This is a genomic window from Nonomuraea sp. NPDC004702 (genome assembly GCF_053601695.1).
Map to the genome: position 1 here is coordinate 41107 of NZ_JBSGCE010000057.1, position 16402 is coordinate 57508.

General features: G+C 70.2%; 20 protein-coding genes and 1 tRNA gene. 14 read left to right on the forward strand and 7 right to left on the reverse strand.

What is annotated here, in order from left to right:
• Positions 1–17 precede the first annotated feature (17 nt).
• Together ACWEJ6_RS42315 and ACWEJ6_RS42320 are read right to left on the reverse strand one after the other, a co-directional pair.
• Complete coding sequence (locus ACWEJ6_RS42315) at positions 18–1523, reverse strand: potassium/proton antiporter (protein ID WP_352366383.1); 1506 nt, start codon at positions 1521–1523, stop codon at positions 18–20.
• A gap of 23 nt (positions 1524–1546) precedes the next feature.
• Complete coding sequence (locus tag ACWEJ6_RS42320; RefSeq protein ID WP_452431200.1) at positions 1547–2116, reverse strand: 5-formyltetrahydrofolate cyclo-ligase; 570 nt, start codon at positions 2114–2116, stop codon at positions 1547–1549.
• A gap of 24 nt (positions 2117–2140) precedes the next feature.
• Between ACWEJ6_RS42320 and galU the strand changes: the two genes are divergently transcribed.
• The 10 genes from galU (at position 2141) to ACWEJ6_RS42370 (ending at position 9784) form a co-directional block, all read left to right on the forward strand.
• On the forward strand, positions 2141–3043 hold the full coding sequence (gene galU / locus ACWEJ6_RS42325) for a UTP--glucose-1-phosphate uridylyltransferase GalU (protein WP_364341108.1): 903 nt from the start codon (positions 2141–2143) through the stop codon (positions 3041–3043).
• Positions 3030–4205, forward strand: coding sequence for a molybdotransferase-like divisome protein Glp (gene glp, locus ACWEJ6_RS42330; protein ID WP_364341110.1), 1176 nt, complete (start codon positions 3030–3032; stop codon positions 4203–4205). The genes galU and glp overlap by 14 nt, the downstream gene beginning before the upstream one ends.
• Positions 4202–4678: a cyclic pyranopterin monophosphate synthase MoaC gene (gene moaC / locus ACWEJ6_RS42335; protein WP_387683263.1), complete on the forward strand. Its 477-nt coding sequence runs from the start codon at positions 4202–4204 to the stop codon at positions 4676–4678. Before glp ends, moaC begins: the two co-directional genes overlap by 4 nt.
• Positions 4675–5154 carry a MogA/MoaB family molybdenum cofactor biosynthesis protein gene (locus ACWEJ6_RS42340; RefSeq protein WP_452431201.1) on the forward strand — a complete coding sequence of 160 codons (480 nt, stop codon included), beginning with the start codon at positions 4675–4677 and terminating at the stop codon, positions 5152–5154. The genes moaC and ACWEJ6_RS42340 overlap by 4 nt, the downstream gene beginning before the upstream one ends.
• 58 nt (positions 5155–5212) lie before the next feature.
• Positions 5213–5866, forward strand: a complete 654-nt coding sequence (locus ACWEJ6_RS42345; protein ID WP_352366396.1) for a GNAT family N-acetyltransferase — start codon at positions 5213–5215, stop codon at positions 5864–5866.
• A 124-nt stretch (positions 5867–5990) separates the two neighbouring features.
• A complete protein-coding gene (gene sepX, locus ACWEJ6_RS42350) occupies positions 5991–6563 on the forward strand; it encodes a divisome protein SepX/GlpR (protein ID WP_452431202.1) in 573 nt (190 codons plus the stop codon).
• Positions 6564–6612: 49 nt separating this feature from the next.
• A tRNA-Ala gene (locus tag ACWEJ6_RS42355) sits at positions 6613–6686 on the forward strand.
• A 526-nt stretch (positions 6687–7212) separates the two neighbouring features.
• On the forward strand, positions 7213–8157 hold the full coding sequence (locus tag ACWEJ6_RS42360; RefSeq protein ID WP_452431203.1) for a WD40 repeat domain-containing protein: 945 nt from the start codon (positions 7213–7215) through the stop codon (positions 8155–8157).
• Between the two features lie 293 nt (positions 8158–8450).
• Positions 8451–9002: an RNA polymerase sigma factor gene (locus tag ACWEJ6_RS42365; protein WP_452431204.1), complete on the forward strand. Its 552-nt coding sequence runs from the start codon at positions 8451–8453 to the stop codon at positions 9000–9002.
• Positions 8999–9784, forward strand: coding sequence for a hypothetical protein (locus ACWEJ6_RS42370; protein ID WP_387676676.1), 786 nt, complete (start codon positions 8999–9001; stop codon positions 9782–9784). Before ACWEJ6_RS42365 ends, ACWEJ6_RS42370 begins: the two co-directional genes overlap by 4 nt.
• Before the next feature lie 107 nt (positions 9785–9891).
• Here the strand turns inward: ACWEJ6_RS42370 and ACWEJ6_RS42375 are convergent, their stop codons facing one another.
• The 3 genes from ACWEJ6_RS42375 to ACWEJ6_RS42385 all read right to left on the reverse strand — a co-directional run bounded on the left by ACWEJ6_RS42375 (position 9892) and on the right by ACWEJ6_RS42385 (position 11958).
• The gene (locus ACWEJ6_RS42375) at positions 9892–10725 is read right to left on the reverse strand and encodes an SDR family oxidoreductase (protein ID WP_452431205.1); all 834 of its coding nucleotides are present in this window, start codon (positions 10723–10725) and stop codon (positions 9892–9894) included.
• A gap of 409 nt (positions 10726–11134) precedes the next feature.
• Positions 11135–11662, reverse strand: coding sequence for a CGNR zinc finger domain-containing protein (locus ACWEJ6_RS42380; RefSeq protein WP_452431206.1), 528 nt, complete (start codon positions 11660–11662; stop codon positions 11135–11137).
• A complete protein-coding gene (locus tag ACWEJ6_RS42385; protein ID WP_452431207.1) occupies positions 11629–11958 on the reverse strand; it encodes a hypothetical protein in 330 nt (109 codons plus the stop codon). Before ACWEJ6_RS42385 ends, ACWEJ6_RS42380 begins: the two co-directional genes overlap by 34 nt.
• A gap of 56 nt (positions 11959–12014) precedes the next feature.
• On the opposite strand from ACWEJ6_RS42385, the gene ACWEJ6_RS42390 reads away from it, so the two are divergent.
• Both ACWEJ6_RS42390 and ACWEJ6_RS42395 read left to right on the forward strand, forming a co-directional pair.
• Entirely contained in the window at positions 12015–12152 is a 138-nt protein-coding gene (locus tag ACWEJ6_RS42390) for a hypothetical protein (RefSeq protein WP_452431208.1), read from the forward strand.
• On the forward strand, positions 12149–13312 hold the full coding sequence (locus ACWEJ6_RS42395) for an MFS transporter (RefSeq protein ID WP_452431209.1): 1164 nt from the start codon (positions 12149–12151) through the stop codon (positions 13310–13312). The genes ACWEJ6_RS42390 and ACWEJ6_RS42395 overlap by 4 nt, the downstream gene beginning before the upstream one ends.
• 41 nt (positions 13313–13353) lie before the next feature.
• Here ACWEJ6_RS42395 and ACWEJ6_RS42400 read toward each other — a convergent pair whose 3' ends face one another.
• Complete coding sequence (locus ACWEJ6_RS42400; protein ID WP_452431210.1) at positions 13354–14118, reverse strand: SDR family oxidoreductase; 765 nt, start codon at positions 14116–14118, stop codon at positions 13354–13356.
• 196 nt (positions 14119–14314) lie between these two features.
• On the opposite strand from ACWEJ6_RS42400, the gene ACWEJ6_RS42405 reads away from it, so the two are divergent.
• Positions 14315–14836: an NUDIX hydrolase gene (locus tag ACWEJ6_RS42405; protein WP_452431211.1), complete on the forward strand. Its 522-nt coding sequence runs from the start codon at positions 14315–14317 to the stop codon at positions 14834–14836.
• Here ACWEJ6_RS42405 and ACWEJ6_RS42410 read toward each other — a convergent pair.
• Entirely contained in the window at positions 14829–15797 is a 969-nt protein-coding gene (locus ACWEJ6_RS42410) for an NAD(P)-dependent alcohol dehydrogenase (RefSeq protein WP_452431212.1), read from the reverse strand. The genes ACWEJ6_RS42405 and ACWEJ6_RS42410 overlap by 8 nt on opposite strands.
• 59 nt (positions 15798–15856) lie before the next feature.
• Between ACWEJ6_RS42410 and ACWEJ6_RS42415 the strand changes: the two genes are divergently transcribed.
• Positions 15857–16402: TetR/AcrR family transcriptional regulator (locus ACWEJ6_RS42415; protein WP_452431213.1), on the forward strand; the 546-nt coding region annotated here is incomplete at its 3' end.

A 16402-nucleotide genomic window follows, 5' to 3' on the forward strand; every position in this document is an offset into this window, starting at 1 on the left:
CCGATTGGGCCAAACACCTATTCCAACCCCCGCTCCCCGTACCAACCGGCCAGCTTGCCGCTGCGGCTCACCGCGCGCAGGCGGCGTTCGACCTGGTCACGGCAGGCGGCCGTGGTGACCACCAGGAGCTGGTCGTCGGCCCGGACGCGGGTGCTGTTGTCCGGTACGAACGATTTGCCGTCGCGGACCACGAGCGTGACGGCCGCTCCGGCGGGCAGGCGCAGCTCGAAGACCTCCACGCCGTGCAGGCGCGACCCGACCGGCACCTTGACCTGGAGCAGGTCCGCCTTGAGCTCCTCCAGCGGCGCGGACTCCACCTCCAGGTCGTGCGCCTCGCCCGGCGCGCTCACCCCGAGCAGCCGGGCCGCGTACGGCAGTGTGGGCCCCTGCAGCAGCGTGAACACGATCACGATCACGAAGACCTGGTTGAAGATCTCCTTGGAGCCCTGCACGCCGGACGCCCACGGGATGGTCGCCAGCACGATGGGGATCGCGCCGCGCAGCCCCGCCCACGACAGGAACGCCTGGTCGCGCCAGCTCACCCGATCCAGCCGCAACGCCCGGGCCACGGTCGAGCTGACCAGCACCGACAGCGGGCGGGCCACCATCACCAGCACGGACCCGGCGATCACGCCCGGCACGATGGCCGACGGCAGTTCCTTGGGGCTGGCCAGCAGCCCGAGCATGACGAACAGCCCGATCTGCGCCAGCCACGCCGCGCCCTCGGCGAACCCTCTGGTCGCGGCGCGGTGGGGCAGGCGCGAATTGCCCAGGATGAGGGCCGTGAGGTAGACGGCCAGGAAGCCGGAGCCGTGCAGCAGCACCGCGCCGCCGTACGAGACGAAGGTGAGGGCGAGCACGGCGATCGGGTAGAGGCCGGAGGCGGGGAGGGCGACGCGGCGCAGCGCGTACGCGCCCGCCGGTCCGACCGCGAGGCCCACGGCCGCGCCGATGACCAGCTCGATGGCCGTCTCCAGCAGGAACGTTCCCACGGACGCCGGCCGCCGGGACGCCCCGCTGAGCAGGACGACGGCGATCACCGTGGGGGCGTCGTTGAATCCGGACTCCGCCTCCAGAACCCCCGCCAACCGGGTCGGGAGCGGCAACCTGCGCAGCACCGAGAAGACGGCGGCAGCGTCCGTCGAGGCCAGCACGGCGCCGAGGACCAGCGCCGCGGTCGGATCCATGCCGAGCAGCCCCTGGACGGCCAGCGCCACGACCACGATGCTCACCGTCACGCCGACGGTGGCCAGGATCAGGGCGAGAGGCACCGATTTGCGGACGTGCGACCAGGTCGTGGTCAGACCGCCCTCGGCCAGGATCACCGCCAGCGCGATCAGGCCGATCTGCTGGACGGCCTGCGGGCTCTCCAGCTTGGCGCCGAACCCCGAGGCCCCCAGAACCAGGCCGAGGGCCAGGAAGAGGAGGAGGCTGGGCAGGCCGCTGCGATGTGCGATGCGTACGGACGCGATGGCCGCGATGACAATTCCGGCGCCGATCAGGAGCCAGACATCAAGCGTCATCCAGCCCCCTCTCGTCCCTTCGGTCACATAAGCCTAGTGAGTCCGCGCGGGGTCATCGCAAAACGGACCCGGTGGTCGTGCGGCTCGGCGGGCACGTCGTCGATCAGCTCGCCGTCGTGCAGCAGGGCCACCGTGGGGACGTTGGGCCCCACCCTGGCCAGCGCGCGGTCGTACGAACCGCCGCCGCGGCCGAGCCGCACCCCCGTGCGGCGGTCGACCGCGAGGGCGGGCACGATCACCAGCGCGGCCGTGCGGACGGCGTCGACGCCCCGGCGCGTGTCGACCGGTTCCATGATGCCGAAGCGGCCAGGGGCGAGCGTGTCCGGGCCGTCGTAGACCGCCCAATCCAGGTCATTGTCCTCTTTCAGCACCGGAAGGATCACCGTCGCGCCGTGTTTCCACAGAGCGAACACGAGACCGTGCGTCTCCGGCTCCGGCCCCGCCGACCAGTAGCAGGCCACCAGACCGGCCATCTGGACCCACGGCTGTTCGAGCAGCGTCTCGCGAACCTTGGTGGCGTTTGCCCGCAGTTGTTCGGGGGGGAGAGCGGTACGCGCCGCGAGCAGTCGGCGACGCAGGTTCAGCTTGTCCACAGGTACCTCCACTAGGGTCTACTCATGGCTGACTTCGACCCTGTGACGAAAGCCGTCGTGCCCGCCGCGGGTCTGGGCACCCGGTTCCTCCCGGCGACCAAGGCGACACCCAAAGAGATGTTGCCCATCGTCGACAAGCCCGCGATCCAGTATGTCGTCGAGGAGGCGGCCTCCGCCGGGCTCCTCGACGTCCTCATGGTCACCGGCAAGAACAAGCGGTCCATCGAAGACCACTTCGACCGCGCGTTCGAGCTGGAAGAGGCCCTGGAGGCCAAGGGCGACGAGCAACGGTTGTCCCAGGTCCGCGAGCCTGCCTCGCTCGCCACGCTGCACTACGTGCGGCAGGGCGAGCCGAAGGGGCTCGGGCACGCGGTGCTGTGCGCCAAGCAGCACGTCGGCGACCACCCGTTCGCCTGCCTGCTCGGTGACGACCTGATCGACTACCGCGACCAGCTGCTCAAGCGCATGATCGAGGTGCGTGACACGTTCGGCGGCAGCGTGGTGGCGCTGATGGAGGTGCCGAGGGAGCAGGTCTCGCTCTACGGCGTGGCCACCATCGCCGGCACCGTCGAGGACGACGTCGTGCGCGTGACCGACCTGGTGGAGAAGCCGCCGGTGGACGAGGCGCCCTCCACATGGGCGGTCATCGGGCGATACGTGCTCGATCCCGCCATTTTCGAGGTCCTGGAGAACACCCCGCCGGGGCGCGGCAACGAGATCCAGCTCACCGACGCGCTGCGCACGCTGGCCGGCCGCGGCTCCGAGCAGGGCGGGCCGGTGCACGGCGTGCTGTTCCGCGGGCGGCGGTACGACACCGGCGACAAGCTCGACTATCTGCGCACGGTGGTGAAGTTCGCCGCCGATCGCGAGGATCTGGCGCCGGAGTTCGTGCCGTGGCTGCGGGAGTTCCTCGATGAGATCGGTTGACGCGCATCTGGCCGAGATCCTGGCCACTGTGCGTCCGCTGGCGCCTCTGGAGCTGGAGCTGGAGCGGGCGCTAGGCACGACGCTGGCCGAGGACGTCTCCTCGCCGGTGCCGCTGCCGCCGTTCGACAACTCCGCGATGGACGGCTACGCGGTCAGGGCCGAGGACGTCCCCGGCACGCTGCCGGTGATCGACGACGTCGCCGCCGGCTCCGACGAGCTGCGGGCGGTGGGCCCCGGGCATGCCGTCCGCATCATGACCGGGGCGCCGATGCCGGCCGGGGCGGACTCCGTCGTACCGGTGGAGTGGACGGACGGCGGCACGGTCTCCGTCCGGATCAATCGGGATGTCCCGGTCGGTAACGCGATTCGCCGGGCGGGCGAGGACGTCCAGGCGGGCGAGGTGGTGCTCAAGGCCGGCACGGTGATCGGGCCGGCCCAGCTCGGGATCATCGCCGGTGTGGGCCGGCGGCGCGTGTGGGTGCGTCCGCAGCCGCGCGTCGTCGTCATCTCGACCGGCGCCGAGCTGGTCGAGCCGGGGGCGCCGCTGAACCGCGGGCAGATCTGGGACTCCAACAGCTTCACCCTGACGGCCGCGGTCCGCGAGGCGGGCGCCGAGGGGTTCCGTGCGGGGTCCGTCGGTGACGATCCCGCCGTGCTGCTCGACCAGCTCGACACCCACCTGGTGCGCGCCGACGCGATCATCACCAGCGGCGGGGTCTCCATGGGGGCCTACGAGCCCGTCAAGGAGGCGCTGTCGCCGCTCGGCACGGTCCGGTTCGAGAAGGTCGCGATGCAGCCCGGCATGCCGCAGGGGTTCGGCGTCCTGGGCGACGACCGGGTGCCGATCTTCGCCCTGCCGGGCAACCCGGTGTCCTCCTTCGTGTCGTTCATGCTGTTCGTCCGCCCCGCGCTCGACAAGATGCGCGGCCTGCCCACCGACACGGCCCCGGTGACCGCCTACGTCACCGCGGCGCTGCGCTCGCCGTCGGGCCGGCGCTCGTACCTGCGCGGCGTGCTGTCCTCCGACGGCACGGTCGCGCCGGTCCACGGGCAGGGCTCCCACCAGCTCGCGGCCCTGGCCTCGGCGAACGCGCTGATCGTGGTGCCGGAGGACGTGACCGAGGTGCCCGGCGGGTCCGAGGTGGAGGTGATCCGGATTTGAGCGAGTTCACGCATCTCGACGAGACGGGCGCGGCGCGCATGGTCGACGTCTCGGCCAAGGACGTCTCGGCCCGTAGCGCGACGGCGTCCGGGCGGGTGCTGCTGTCGTCCGACGTGGTGGCGCTGCTGCGGTCGGGCGAGGTGCCCAAGGGCGACGCGCTGGGGGTGGCCAGGATCGCCGGGATCATGGGGGCGAAACGCACGCCCGACCTCGTCCCGCTCTGCCACCCGATCGCGTTGCACGGCGTCAAGGTCGTGCTCGACGTCGAGGACTGGGGCGTGGCGATCACCGCCCGGGTGCGGACGGCCGACCGCACCGGGGTGGAGATGGAGGCGCTGACCGCCGTCACCGTGGCCGCGCTGGCGCTGATCGACATGGTCAAGGCGGTCGATCCGGCCGCCGTGATCACCGATGTCCGGGTGGAGGAGAAGGTGGGCGGCAAGACCGGTCTGTGGACCAGGGAAGCCACGTGATCAGGGCGCTCGTGGTGACCGTGTCGAACCGCGCGTCCGCCGGGATTTATGCCGACAAGTCAGGGCCGTTGCTGGCCGAGCTGCTGGCGTCCGACGCCGGCTGCGAGGTCTCGGGGCCTGTGGTCGTCCCCGACGGCGACGCGGTCGAGGCGGCGCTGCGGGACGGCGTCGCGCGGGGTTACGACGTGATCGTCACCACCGGCGGCACCGGGCTCACACCCCTCGACCTGACGCCGGAGATGACCGCCCGCGTGATCACCAGGGAAATTCCCGGTATAGCGGAGGCCATTCGCCTGGCGAATCGCGACAAGGTGCCCACGTCGGTCCTGTCCCGGGGGCTGGCCGGTCAGGCGGGTGACACGTTGATCGTGAATCTGCCCGGCTCGTCCGGAGGCGTCCGGGATGGGGTGGCGGTGCTCGCCCCCGTCCTGCGGCACGCCGTCGAGCAGATGAAGGGCGGCGACCACCCCCGCTGACCAGGTTTCGGTCTGCCGATCGATGATCCGTGGCGACATCGAGCCCGATGGGGGGATGATGAGAGGCGTGGATCGACTTCGTGGCTGGCCGGCGATTCTGAACGAGGGCCCGGTAGGCCTGCGGCCGCTGCGGCTGAGCGACGTACGCGTCTGGCGCGAGACCAGGTTGCGCAACGCCGACTGGCTGCGTCCCTGGGAACCGAGCAACCCCGAGACCCCGCTGTTCAGGACGGGGCTCGGCCCGTACATCTCCATGGTCGGCACCCTGCGCCGCGAGGCCAGGCAGGGGCTGGCGCTGCCGTGGGTGGTCACCTACGGCGGCCGCTTCGCCGGGCAGCTCACCGTGGGGGCCATCGTGTGGGGATCTGCCCGTTCCGCCCAGGTCGGTTACTGGGTGGACGGCGCGCTGGCCGGGCGGGCCATCATCCCCACCGCCCTGGCCCTGGCCGTCGATCATTGCTTTTTCACCACCGGATTGCATCGGCTAGAGGCGAACATCCGTCCTGAGAACCAGGCCAGCCGTAGGGTGGTGGAGAAGCTCGGGTTCAGGGAAGAAGGCATTCGGCGTCGCCAACTCCACATCGACGGGGCCTGGCGCGACCACATCTGCTACGCGCTGACCGTCGAGGACGTCCCCGGCGGCCTGCTCGTACAGTGGCGGCGCGCCCGTGAGGCGGCCGCTCACGGCGGTTCTCCGATCGAAGAGGTTTGACGATCTCGCGACACACCGCACCGAATGCTCGTCAATCAGTGACACACGGTCTTACGGTGCGTGACGTGAGCACAATGAAGGCGCGACGAGCACAGACGCGCTTTCGTGCTGCCCGGAGGTGGTCGTGAGCAGCGTCTTCCTCTATGTCGCCATTGTGGTGATGTGGCTGTGCGTCCTGATCCCGATGTGGTTGCGCCGGGACAAGACGAACCTCCAGGAGCTGGCCGAACTCGAAGAGCACTACACCGGCGAGCACGCCCTGCCCGACCTGGACAACCTCGACGCCACCCTCGGCGACGAGGACGCGCCGGAGGTCGAGAAGGTCGATGTCCGGCAGTTCCGGTTTCGGCGTAGGGCGATCATCGTAGCGCGCCGCCGGAGGTTGTTGTTCTTCACCGCGCTGCTCGTGCTCGCCTCGGTGGTCACGGCCGGGGTCGAGATGATCCCGTGGTGGGGTGTGGCTCCGTCCGTGGTCGTCATGCTGTCGTACATGGCCTTTCTGCGGATCGCCGTACAGGTGGATCGCGAACGCCGCGAGCGGGCGCTCCAGGCGCGCTCTGAGCGGCTGCGACGGGCCCGCGAGCGGCGCCGGGCGGCGGCCGAGGTGGAGGCCGAGGTGATCGACCTGACCGCGCTGCACGCCGACGTCCTGTTCGACCAGTACGCCGAACCACCCAAACGGGCGGTGGGGGACTGAGAGGATGGCGCGAGGACCCTTGGGAGTTTGCTAATCTGGTCGAGTCCTTGGGGATGTAGCGCAGTCCGGTAGCGCACTTCGTTCGCATCGAAGGGGTCAGGGGTTCGAATCCCCTCATCTCCACCCAGGTCAAAGGCCGCTTCCCCATTGTGGGAGGCGGCCTTTCGCGTTGCTGGGTGACCAGGTACTGATCGTCTCTCCGAGCTCAGCTCCGGAACGTTTGAGCCGCTCGCATGATCTGGCGCATTGGGACCTGCCCCGTTACTCTCGGCCATCTGTGATCGCATGACTCCTCCGGCCGCTCCCGAGGCAGGAGCCGGCCACAAGGACGGTGAGCGGTGTCTGATCTGGTGCGGATGGGCCTGGAGGATCCACGCGCGTCCGGACTTGGTTCGGGCAGGCAGGCGCGAGCGGTCCCCTGGCGGACGACCAATCTGTCCCGTTTACTTGGCCTGGCACTGTAGGTCGCCAGGCTGATGGCTACACGATCCCTGTCAGCAGGAGCGTCGGTACGTCGGTCGTATCGAGGCGGTCACCATTCTTTCGAGACCTCCCGTGGATTGTCGCGCTGGCACTTGTGGCAGCGTTGACCGTCGCTGTGTGGCCTTCCTCGCGTCTGCTGGGGCATCATGACGACCCTGTCGTGGCGATGGCGGTTGGGGAGCTGGAAGGCCGGCCGGTCGCCGTAAGCGCTGGTAGTGGCTACGACGACACCACCCTACGGGTGTGGGACCTGACCACAGGCGACCGCATCGGCGAACCGATCGTCGCTCACCCGGTTGGTGTCGTGACGCTGGCGCTCGGGGAAGTGGCTGGTCGGCCGGTGGCTGTCACAGGCGGCCACGACGACGCTGTTCGGGTTTGGGATCTGACCACACGCGAACTCGTGGGCGAACCGATGAGGCTCAGTAACACTGACCGCGTCGATGCGGTGGCAGTCGGGGAGGTGAACGGTCGAGCCGTCGTGGTCGCTGCGGGAGATTGGGGCGACGCCTCCCAGAAGTTGCCTGTGCGGGTGTGGGACCTGGCCACGCATGAGCCTGTCGGCGAACCGTTGGTCGGACACACCGACCTCGTCCTGACCTTGGCGCTTGGAGAGGTGAACGGTCGAGCAGTTGCCGTCACCGGCAGCGTTGACGGTACGACACGTATATGGGACCTGGCCACCCGCAAGCAGATGGGCGATCCAATAGTCAGCGGTACCGGTGTCGGGGTGGTCGCACTTGGGCGGGTGGACGGCAGGCAGGTCGCCGTCTCCAGCGACGACGACAACTTGCGGGTGTGGGACCTGACCACCCACCAACTCATCGGTGTGCCGATACCGACGGGGCTCACTTACGGGGTCAGGACAGTGGTGGTTGGAGAGGTTGATGGCCAGCCAGTCGTCTTCGCCGGTGGTGGTGACGACGAAGACGGCGGAGGCGCCGTGCGGATCTGGGATCTCAGCACGCACGAACCGCTGGGCGGACGGATGAGATACGCCAACTGGGTTGGGAACGTGGCGATCGGACATGTGGATGGAAGAGTGGTCGTCGTCACCGGAGACGGTGACGGCGACGTCCGAATGCGGGACGTGAGGGGCCACACGCAATAAGTCAGCGACGGTGGACGGTCTCGGTGACGCTGGTGTTTTGGTCGCTGCCGCCTTGCCGGGCAGAGCACCGGGCCATGCTGTTCGGCAGCGTGCTGTCGAGGTTGACGTGTGACCGGTGACTCCTCGTCCTCCAGCTTTCCCTCTGGGACTACAGGGCTGCTGGATGGCTCGAGCGACGAGTCCTGGTCAGTGGTCGAATGCCCCTTCTGTGCGTGTGAGCAGGGCGGGAAACACTGGCGGAGATGCCGGACATCTAGTGAGATGTTCCGCCACTCTTCGACAAGGAGACAGCTGTGCAAGATCCGCGCGTGTCCTGCGGCACGCGAGATCGTTTCGACGCGCTCTACCGCTCCTGCTATCAAGCAGTGCATCGCTATGCGCTCCGTCGTACTGATTCGGTCGACGACGCCGCCGATGTGATCGCGGAGACCTTTCTCGCTGCATGGCGGCGGCTGGACGACGTTCCAGACGGGGACGCCGCCCTGCTGTGGCTGTACGGCGCGGCCCGCCGTGTTCTGGCCAATCACCGGCGTGGGGAGTCGCGCCGCAGTGCGCTGGCCGCGCGGCTCCGCGGCGAACTGGCCGTCCGACGGGAAAGCGCGTCCGCCGATCCGCGAGCTGAGGCGATTCGCGCCGCTTTCGCTGCTCTGAATCCCGCCGACCGGGAGGTGCTGGCCCTGGCCTCGTGGGAGGGGCTGACGGGCCCCCAGATCGCCATGGTGCTGGGCTGCAGCAGTACCGCCGCCCGGCTCCGGCTGCACAAGGCACGTAAGCGACTGGCCCGGTTGCTCGGCACGACGGATGGGATCCCTGTGATGACCCCGCTGAGAGGAGAAAATCGATGAACAAGATCGACCGCATGCTGGCCGCCATCGACCCGGCCGCCGATCACGACGACGCAGTCCTGAGCCAGGGTGTGCACGAGCTTCTGGAGGAGATCGTCGCGACGCCGCCCGCGCGCCGCCGCGCGTCCTGGCTGCCCGGCAGGCGCGCTGCCGAGCCGGAGCGCGCCTACCCGTCCCCGGCGATCAGCGCGGCGGCCGCGCGGCACGGTCCTTCCCCGTTGCGCCGACGCCTGCTGGCAGGAGCGACGGCCGCGGGCATCGCCGCCGCCGCGCTGATCGCGGTGCCGGTGGTGTCCGGATCACAGAGCGTGGCGTACGCCGTGGTGACGAGGTCCGACGGCACCGTCCAGGTGACGGTCAGAGAGTTCCGGGACCCGGAAGGGCTGGAGGCCAAGCTCAGGGATGAGGGAATCGTGGCCGATGTGACGTTCACGGAAGCGAACAAGCAGTGCGCCCCTGGCCGCTTCGCCGGCGCGGACCTGGCCTATGATTCGCCGAACCCCAAGAACATGACCGACCAGGAGCGCAAGGAGTTCGACAAGCCGGAGAACTGGCGCTCCCGGGACGCCACCAGGCCGATCGGCCAGGACACCTTCGTGATCTCCCCGAGTTACATCCGCCAGGGCGAGACGCTGGTGCTGGAGTTCCGGCCGGGCAACTACCCGGGAACGGCCTGGTCTCTCGGCACTTGGCTGGCCAAGGCCGGCAGCGCGATCGCACCTTGCACCCTCGTAGCCGCGGAATCCGATGAGGCTCTGGTGAAGGAGATGGCCGGCCGTTGATCATGAGCCGGTTGGGGTGCCCGGCGTACTCCGACCGGCAAGTGGGACGAAATCACCACGGCCGACGAGCCCACAGCCGTGTCCTCGGAGCTCACAGGTTCAGGCCGTCAGCGGAAGGCTGCGGCGTTGCGGTGGGCCCAGTCGGCGAAGGTGGCGGGGGCGCGGCCGAGGATCTTCTGGACATCCGGGCTGACGGTCTGCTCGCGCAGGGTCGGGGTGCCGAGAATGTCGAGGGTGGTGTCGGCCACCGGGGCGGGCATGAAGGTGAGCATCTGGGCGAGGGCCTCTTCCCGGGTCTGGTCGATGAAGGCGACGGGCTCGCCGATGGCGTCCCCGATGGCGGCCGCGCGCTGGCGTGGGGTGGTCGGCGTGGGGCCGGTCAGTTCGTAGATCGCCTTCGTGTGGCCCGGCTGGGTCAGGGCGGCGGCGGCCACGGCGGCGATGTCGTCGGGGTCGATGACCGGGAGGCCGACCTCGCCGAAGGGTGCGGCGATCGTGCGGCTCGCCTTGACGGACGAGGCCCAGGCGTAGGCGTTGGAGGCGAAGCCGCCGGGGCGCAGGATGGTCCAGTCGGTGCCGGACTCCATGACGACCTGTTCGAAGGCGGCGAAGGCCTGCCCGTGTGACATGGAGTCCGGGCGGGTGGCCACTCCCTGGGAAGAGAGCAGGACGATCTTTCCGGCGTCCGCGAACTGGGCGACGACCCGAGCGGGGTCGCCGGCCATCATCAGGTCCCCGCCGACGAGGAGGAAGACCGCATCCGCCGCGGAAGGCATGCCGGCGGACGATTGGGAGAGGTCGGCGGCGACCGTGCGGACGCCGGGCGGCACGTCGCCGTTGGTGATGCGGCGGGAGACGGCGGTCACCTCATGGCCCTGCTCCGCGAGGATGCGGACCAGCGTGCGGCCGACATTTCCGGTGGCTCCGGTGATGACGATCACGATGAATACCTCGATCTGACAGTTAGTTGGCTGACTGACTAATGAGAACCTAGCATGGTCGTACTCCCTCTAGTTAGTCAGGTGACTGACTTTTTGGGTTCGTCAGAGTTCAGGAGGTCGGCGGCCGAGAGGAGGGGCTCATCAGGGCGGCGGTCGAAGACGTGCGCCAGCAGGGCGCTGAGCGCGCCACGACCTCGCAACGAACGCCAGGACCCGCGACTCGGCCGCCTTGCGCCGCATCCCGGTCGGTGAGGAGGGGCGGCGTTGGTTCAGCCGGTTGAGGTGACCGGGTGAGGGCGCTCGGCGCCGCCTCCGCAGTGGCTCAAGCCGGCTGGGGCAGTCGTGGGGGCTCACTCGTACGGAAGAGGGGCCCTCGCCGGAGCGGCGGTTGCGCTCGCCTGCCGGGCGGTCAGCCGGCAGGCGTGGAGTGACGGGCGCGGTGGCGGCGTACCGCGTCTCTGTTGGCGCAGGAGGGGGAGCAGTAGCGCTGACATGCGGTGCGTGAGGTGTCCGCGAAGATCGTGTCGCAACCGGCGGCGGCACACCGTCCGAGCCGGTCCATGCCCCGGCTGACGAGGTGCATCGCCGTGCCGACCGAGATGAGGGCGAACAGCACCGCGCCGAGCGGCTGCAGGTCGTCGCGATAGTGCAGGTGCCAGCCATGGGCGTGGTCGGTCAGCCGGGGGTAGGCGGCCGACCGGGCCAGCATCTCGTTGACCAGCTCGGCCTTCTCGCGCTCGCCCGTGGCGTCGACGACGTTCGTCCAGGCGGCGATGACGGCGAGGGTCTGGTCGAGATCCGACGGTTCGACCGGGCGTTCCAGCACCAGACCGGCCGTGCGGCAGCGGTGGGCGAGTTCCTCGGCGCTCGCCGGTGGGCGGTTCGCCAGTTCCGCGGCGAAGTTCACCACGTCCGCGCCGTAAGGGTTGAGGTGCACAAGGTCATTACATCAGCCTGTACGTCATGACGCGAACAGCAACGGAGCAGGATGTTCCGGAACTCGTCCGCCTGAGGGCGCTGCTCTTCGACGACCTCGGCGGCGACTTCTTCCACCCCGCGGACGCCGATGACGACTGGCGCGACGCGCTCGCCCGGGTCTTCAGGCAGAAGCTGGCCGAACCCGACTGCCGGATCCTGGTCGTGGACGGCGACACCGGCCTGGCCGCCTGCGGCATCGGCACGATCGAACAGTGGTTCCCCGGCCCCCACTCCCGCAACGGGAGGATCGGCCACGTCATCGGCATGGTCACCGACCCGTCGTACCGGCGCGTGGGCACAGCCGGGCGATCATGCTCGGTCTGCTCGACTGGTTCCGCGACCGGGACGCCGTACGGGTCGATCTCACCGCCTCCCGCGAGGCGGAACCGCTCTACCGGCGACTCGGCTTCGCCGACCACCCCGACCCCCTGCTGTGCTGGAAGCCGTGAGGACGTCGCGATACCGCTGGATCATTCTGGGGATCGCGACTTTCACACAGGCCGCGGCCGCGTTCTTCGTGCAGGGCATCGGCGCGATGAGCATCCACCTGCAACGGGACCTGAGGCTGAACACGACCCAGCTGGGCCTGCTGCAGTCGGCGGCTCAGCTGCTCCCGCTGGCCGGGCTGCTCGTGGCGGGACGGCTGCTGGACCGCCACGACGAGCGCTGGGTCGTCGGGATCGGCGCTCTCGTGGTCGCCGCCGCGCTGGCCGCCGGCAGCGCGGCTCCGGGGTACGTCTCCTTGCTCGTCGTCCTGCTGGTCGTCGGTGCCGGGTACAGCGCCATTCAGCCGGGCGGCAGTAAGTCGGTGGCGTCCTGGTTCGATGCTTCGAAGCGGGGTTTGGCCATGGGCATTCGTCAGGCGGGGCTTCCGCTCGGCGGCGTCCTCGCCGCGTTCGCGCTTCCCGCACTGGCGACGAGCTTCGGCTGGCGGTCGACGCTCGTGGCCGGCGCGCTCGTCGCATTGTCGGGTGCCGTCGTCTTCATGGCCTTCCACCGCCGCCCGCCGGACCGGCGTCCGGTGCCGGCCGCGTCCCGCGTGCGGCTGGAACTGCTGCGCGAACCGTACCTGAAGAAGATCGTCTTGTCCGGCACGAGCATGGTGTCGGTGCACAGCGGCGTGGGCGTTCTCACCGTGCTGTACCTGCACGAGGTGGCGTCCATGGCCGCCGCCTCGGCGGCCCTGGTCTACGTCGCGGTCCAGTGCGCGGGCGCGCTGGGCCGCGTCTGCCTGGCGGCGTGGAGCGACCGGCACAGGTCCGGCCGCTACGCCTGCGTCCTGACCTGCCTGGCCGCCGTGATCACCGGGATGACGCTGCTGGCCACCCCCGTCGGCCGATCCCCTGTCGCGGCCTGCCTGCTGTTCGTCTGGCTCGGCTTCTTCGGAATCGGCTGGTACGGCCCCTGGGTCGCCTACGCCGCCGAATCGGCGCCGCCGGACCACACCGGATTCGCCCTCGGCCTGGCCATGGCCGTCAACCAGGTGGCGGTCGTCCTGGCGCCGCCCGTGCTCGGCCTGCTCACGGACCTGACCGGCAGCTTCGCGCCCGCCTGGGCCCTGCTCGCCGCGCTGACCGCTGTCACCATGGCGACGACCGCCCGGTTGTGACCGGTTCGGACGGTCGTCGGCCGGGTCCTCTCGCCGGATCGTCACCAGGGCAGTGGGCCGTCCTCGCTGAAGAATCCGCCGGTCGGGCCGTCCTCGCCGAGGGTGGCCAGGCGCACCACCAGGGCCGCGCCCTGCGCCGGCGTCAGGAAGCCGCTGTGACCGTTGATGTCGGTGTCGACGTAACCCGGGGCGGCGGCGTTGACCAGGATGTTCTCCTTGCGCAGCTCGTTCGCGTACTGCAGGGTCAGCGCGTTCAGCGCGGCCTTGGACGGCGAGTAGGCCGCTGACGGCAGCCCCGACAAGGGCCCGTCGACCTCGGCGGTCAGCGCCAGCGAAGCGGCGTGGCTGGAGAGGTTGACGATCCGGGCGGCGGGGGATCGCCGCAGCAGCGGGAGCACCGCGTTGGTCACGTTGATCACTCCGAGGACGTTGGTCTCGAACACCTCGCGGACCAGCTCCACGTCCACGGCGCTGGGGACGCGGTCGAGGGCGTCCTGGGGTGCGGCCTGGCCCGATCCGGTGATGCCGGCGTTGTTGACCAGCACGTCCAGACGGCCGAAGCGGTCGTCGATCCAGGAGGCGGCCGCCTGGGCGGTGGAGGGTTCGGTGACGTCCAGTTGGAGCGCGTGCGCGTCGCCTCCCGTGGCGCGGATCGCCGCCGCGGTCTCCTCGCCGCGGCCCGCGTCACGGGCGCCGACCAGGACGGTCACCTTCTGTGCGGCCAGCAGTTCGGCGACCGCGCGGCCGATTCCCTTGTTCGCGCCGGTGATCAGGGCCACCTTCGGCTGTGACGTGTGCTCGTTCATGGGTGGGGCTTCCTTTCGTGCTGGGCGGGTGATGTGTCCGTGTTGTCCATGGAGACTCCGCTCCCCGGGATCCTGTGACGCTGTGACCGTGTGGTGTGCGTCACCGGGCGGGAGGCCGCTGGAAAACAGGCTGCCGAGCGACCCGAATGTCGTCTTGAATGTCTGGAAGCGATCAGACGTGTCCGGGGAGAGTCGTATGGCAGCTGTCGTCCCTGCCCGTGACGGGGAGCGGATGCCCGTGCGTTCGAACGGCCAGGACTGGCAGGTGTCCTGGCACCCGGCCGACGACCCGCCGGCAGGCAGGTCTCACGGAGCCGCCGGCATCTGCGTGACGGCCGCCGATGAGCTGGTCCTCATCAGCCATGACGGTGAGCACTGGGGTTTCCCCGCCGGGCGGCCCGAAGGAACGGAGACCATCGAGGAGACCCTGCGCCGGGAGATGCTCGAAGAAGCGTGCGTCACGGTCATCGGCAGCCGGCTGCTCGGGTATGCCCGCAGCGAATGCGTGCGCGGGCGCGAGCTCGGCCTGGTCCTCGTCCGCTCCTACTGGCGTGCGGAGGTCCGGCTCGGGGAGTGGGCGCCGGAGTTCGAGGTGCGGCACCGGCGGGTGGTTCCGGAGTCCGAGGCGAAGAAGCACGTCCGCGATCCCGACCTGGCCGCGACCCGGATCTCCTTCCGCGCTCTGGAGGAGGCAGGGGCCGGTACGGCTCTCAGGTGATGCGCACGACGACCTTGCCGCGTACGCCGCCCGCCTCCAACGTGCGGTGCGCCGCGGCGATGTCGTCGAGCGGGAAGACCGTGTCCACGACCGGGCGGATGGCGCTGCCGTCCACGTACCGGGCGAGGTCGGTGAGGAGCCGGGTGGTGGGGTTGCCGCTGAAGAAGCGCACGCGCCGCCGGCCGTGGACGGCCGAGGCGGCGATGTACGCCACGGACCCCGCGATCCTGCGCGGATCGAAGGCGATCGCCACCATGCGGCCGGACGGTGTCAGCAGGCGGCGGAAGGCGGCGTGCTCGGTGCCGGCAGTGTCCAGGATCACGTCGAACCTGCCCAGCTCCGCCGGACCGACGGTGGCGTAGTCATGCGCCTCGTGCGCGCCGAGGTCGCGGACGAGGTCGAGGTTGCGTGCCCCGGCGAGGGCGGTGACGTGGGCGCCGAGCACCCTGCCCAGCTGCACCGCGACAGCGCCCACCCCACCGCTGCCGCCGCGGACGAGCAGCCGGTCGCCCGGCCTGAGCCCGGCCTGGTCGCGCAGCGCCGTGATGGCCGTCGTGCCCGCCGGAAGCGCCGCGGCCGCCACCAGATCGACGGACGCCGGAGCCTTGGACAGGCGGCGGGGGTGGATCGCCACGTACTCGGCGGCGCTTCCGAACGTGCGGCCCAGCGTGCCCCACACCCGGTCGCCGACCCGGGGGCCGGTCACCCCGGCCCCCAGGGCGACGATCTCGCCGGTGAGGTCGATCCCGACCCGTTTCGGGAAGCCCCGCTGCATCAGCCCGGTCACCAGGCGCAGCCGGCCCGTCCGGCCGTGCACCTCGCCGCCGTTCACGCTGACGGCGTGCACCCGCACCAGCACCTGGCCGGGGGCGGGGACCGGCTTCGGCACCGTGCCCACGTACAGGACCTCCGGCGGTCCGTACCGGTCGAACAGGGCCGCGCGCATCTCGTTCGTCTCCATGTGGACGACGCTAGCCCGCTAAACGGACGGGGCTCTCCATTTAGGCTAATGTGAGAAAGATGCCCATTCCTCGCTCTCAGTTGGCGCCCGCCAGGGAAATGCGGGCCGACGCGCGGCACAATCGGGCGCGCATCCTGGAGGCCGCGCGGGAGACGTTCGCCAGACGCGGTCTGGACGTGCCGATGGTGGCGATCGCGCGGCGCGCCGGGGTCGGCGTGGCCACCCTCTACCGGCGTTTCCCGTCACGCGAGTCACTGATCACCGAGGTGTTCGCGGACGAGCTGGCGGCGTGCGCGTCGGTCGTGGACGAGGCGCTGGCCGACCCCGATCCCTGGCACGGGTTCTGCGGGGCGATCGAGAAGGTGTGCGCGATGCAGGTCGCCGACCGCGGGTTCACCGACGCCTTCCTCACCGCGTTCCCCGACGCGGTCGACTACGAGCGCACACGGGAGCGGGCCGAGCGGGGCTTCGCGGAGGTGGTACGGCGGGCCAAGGCCGCAGGGCGGCTGCGGGCCGATTTCGCCTCCGCGGACCTGGCGCTGCTGTTGAGGGCCAACTGCGGCATCGTCGCCGGTGCCGGGGAGGGGGAGGGGGAGGGGGTGGCG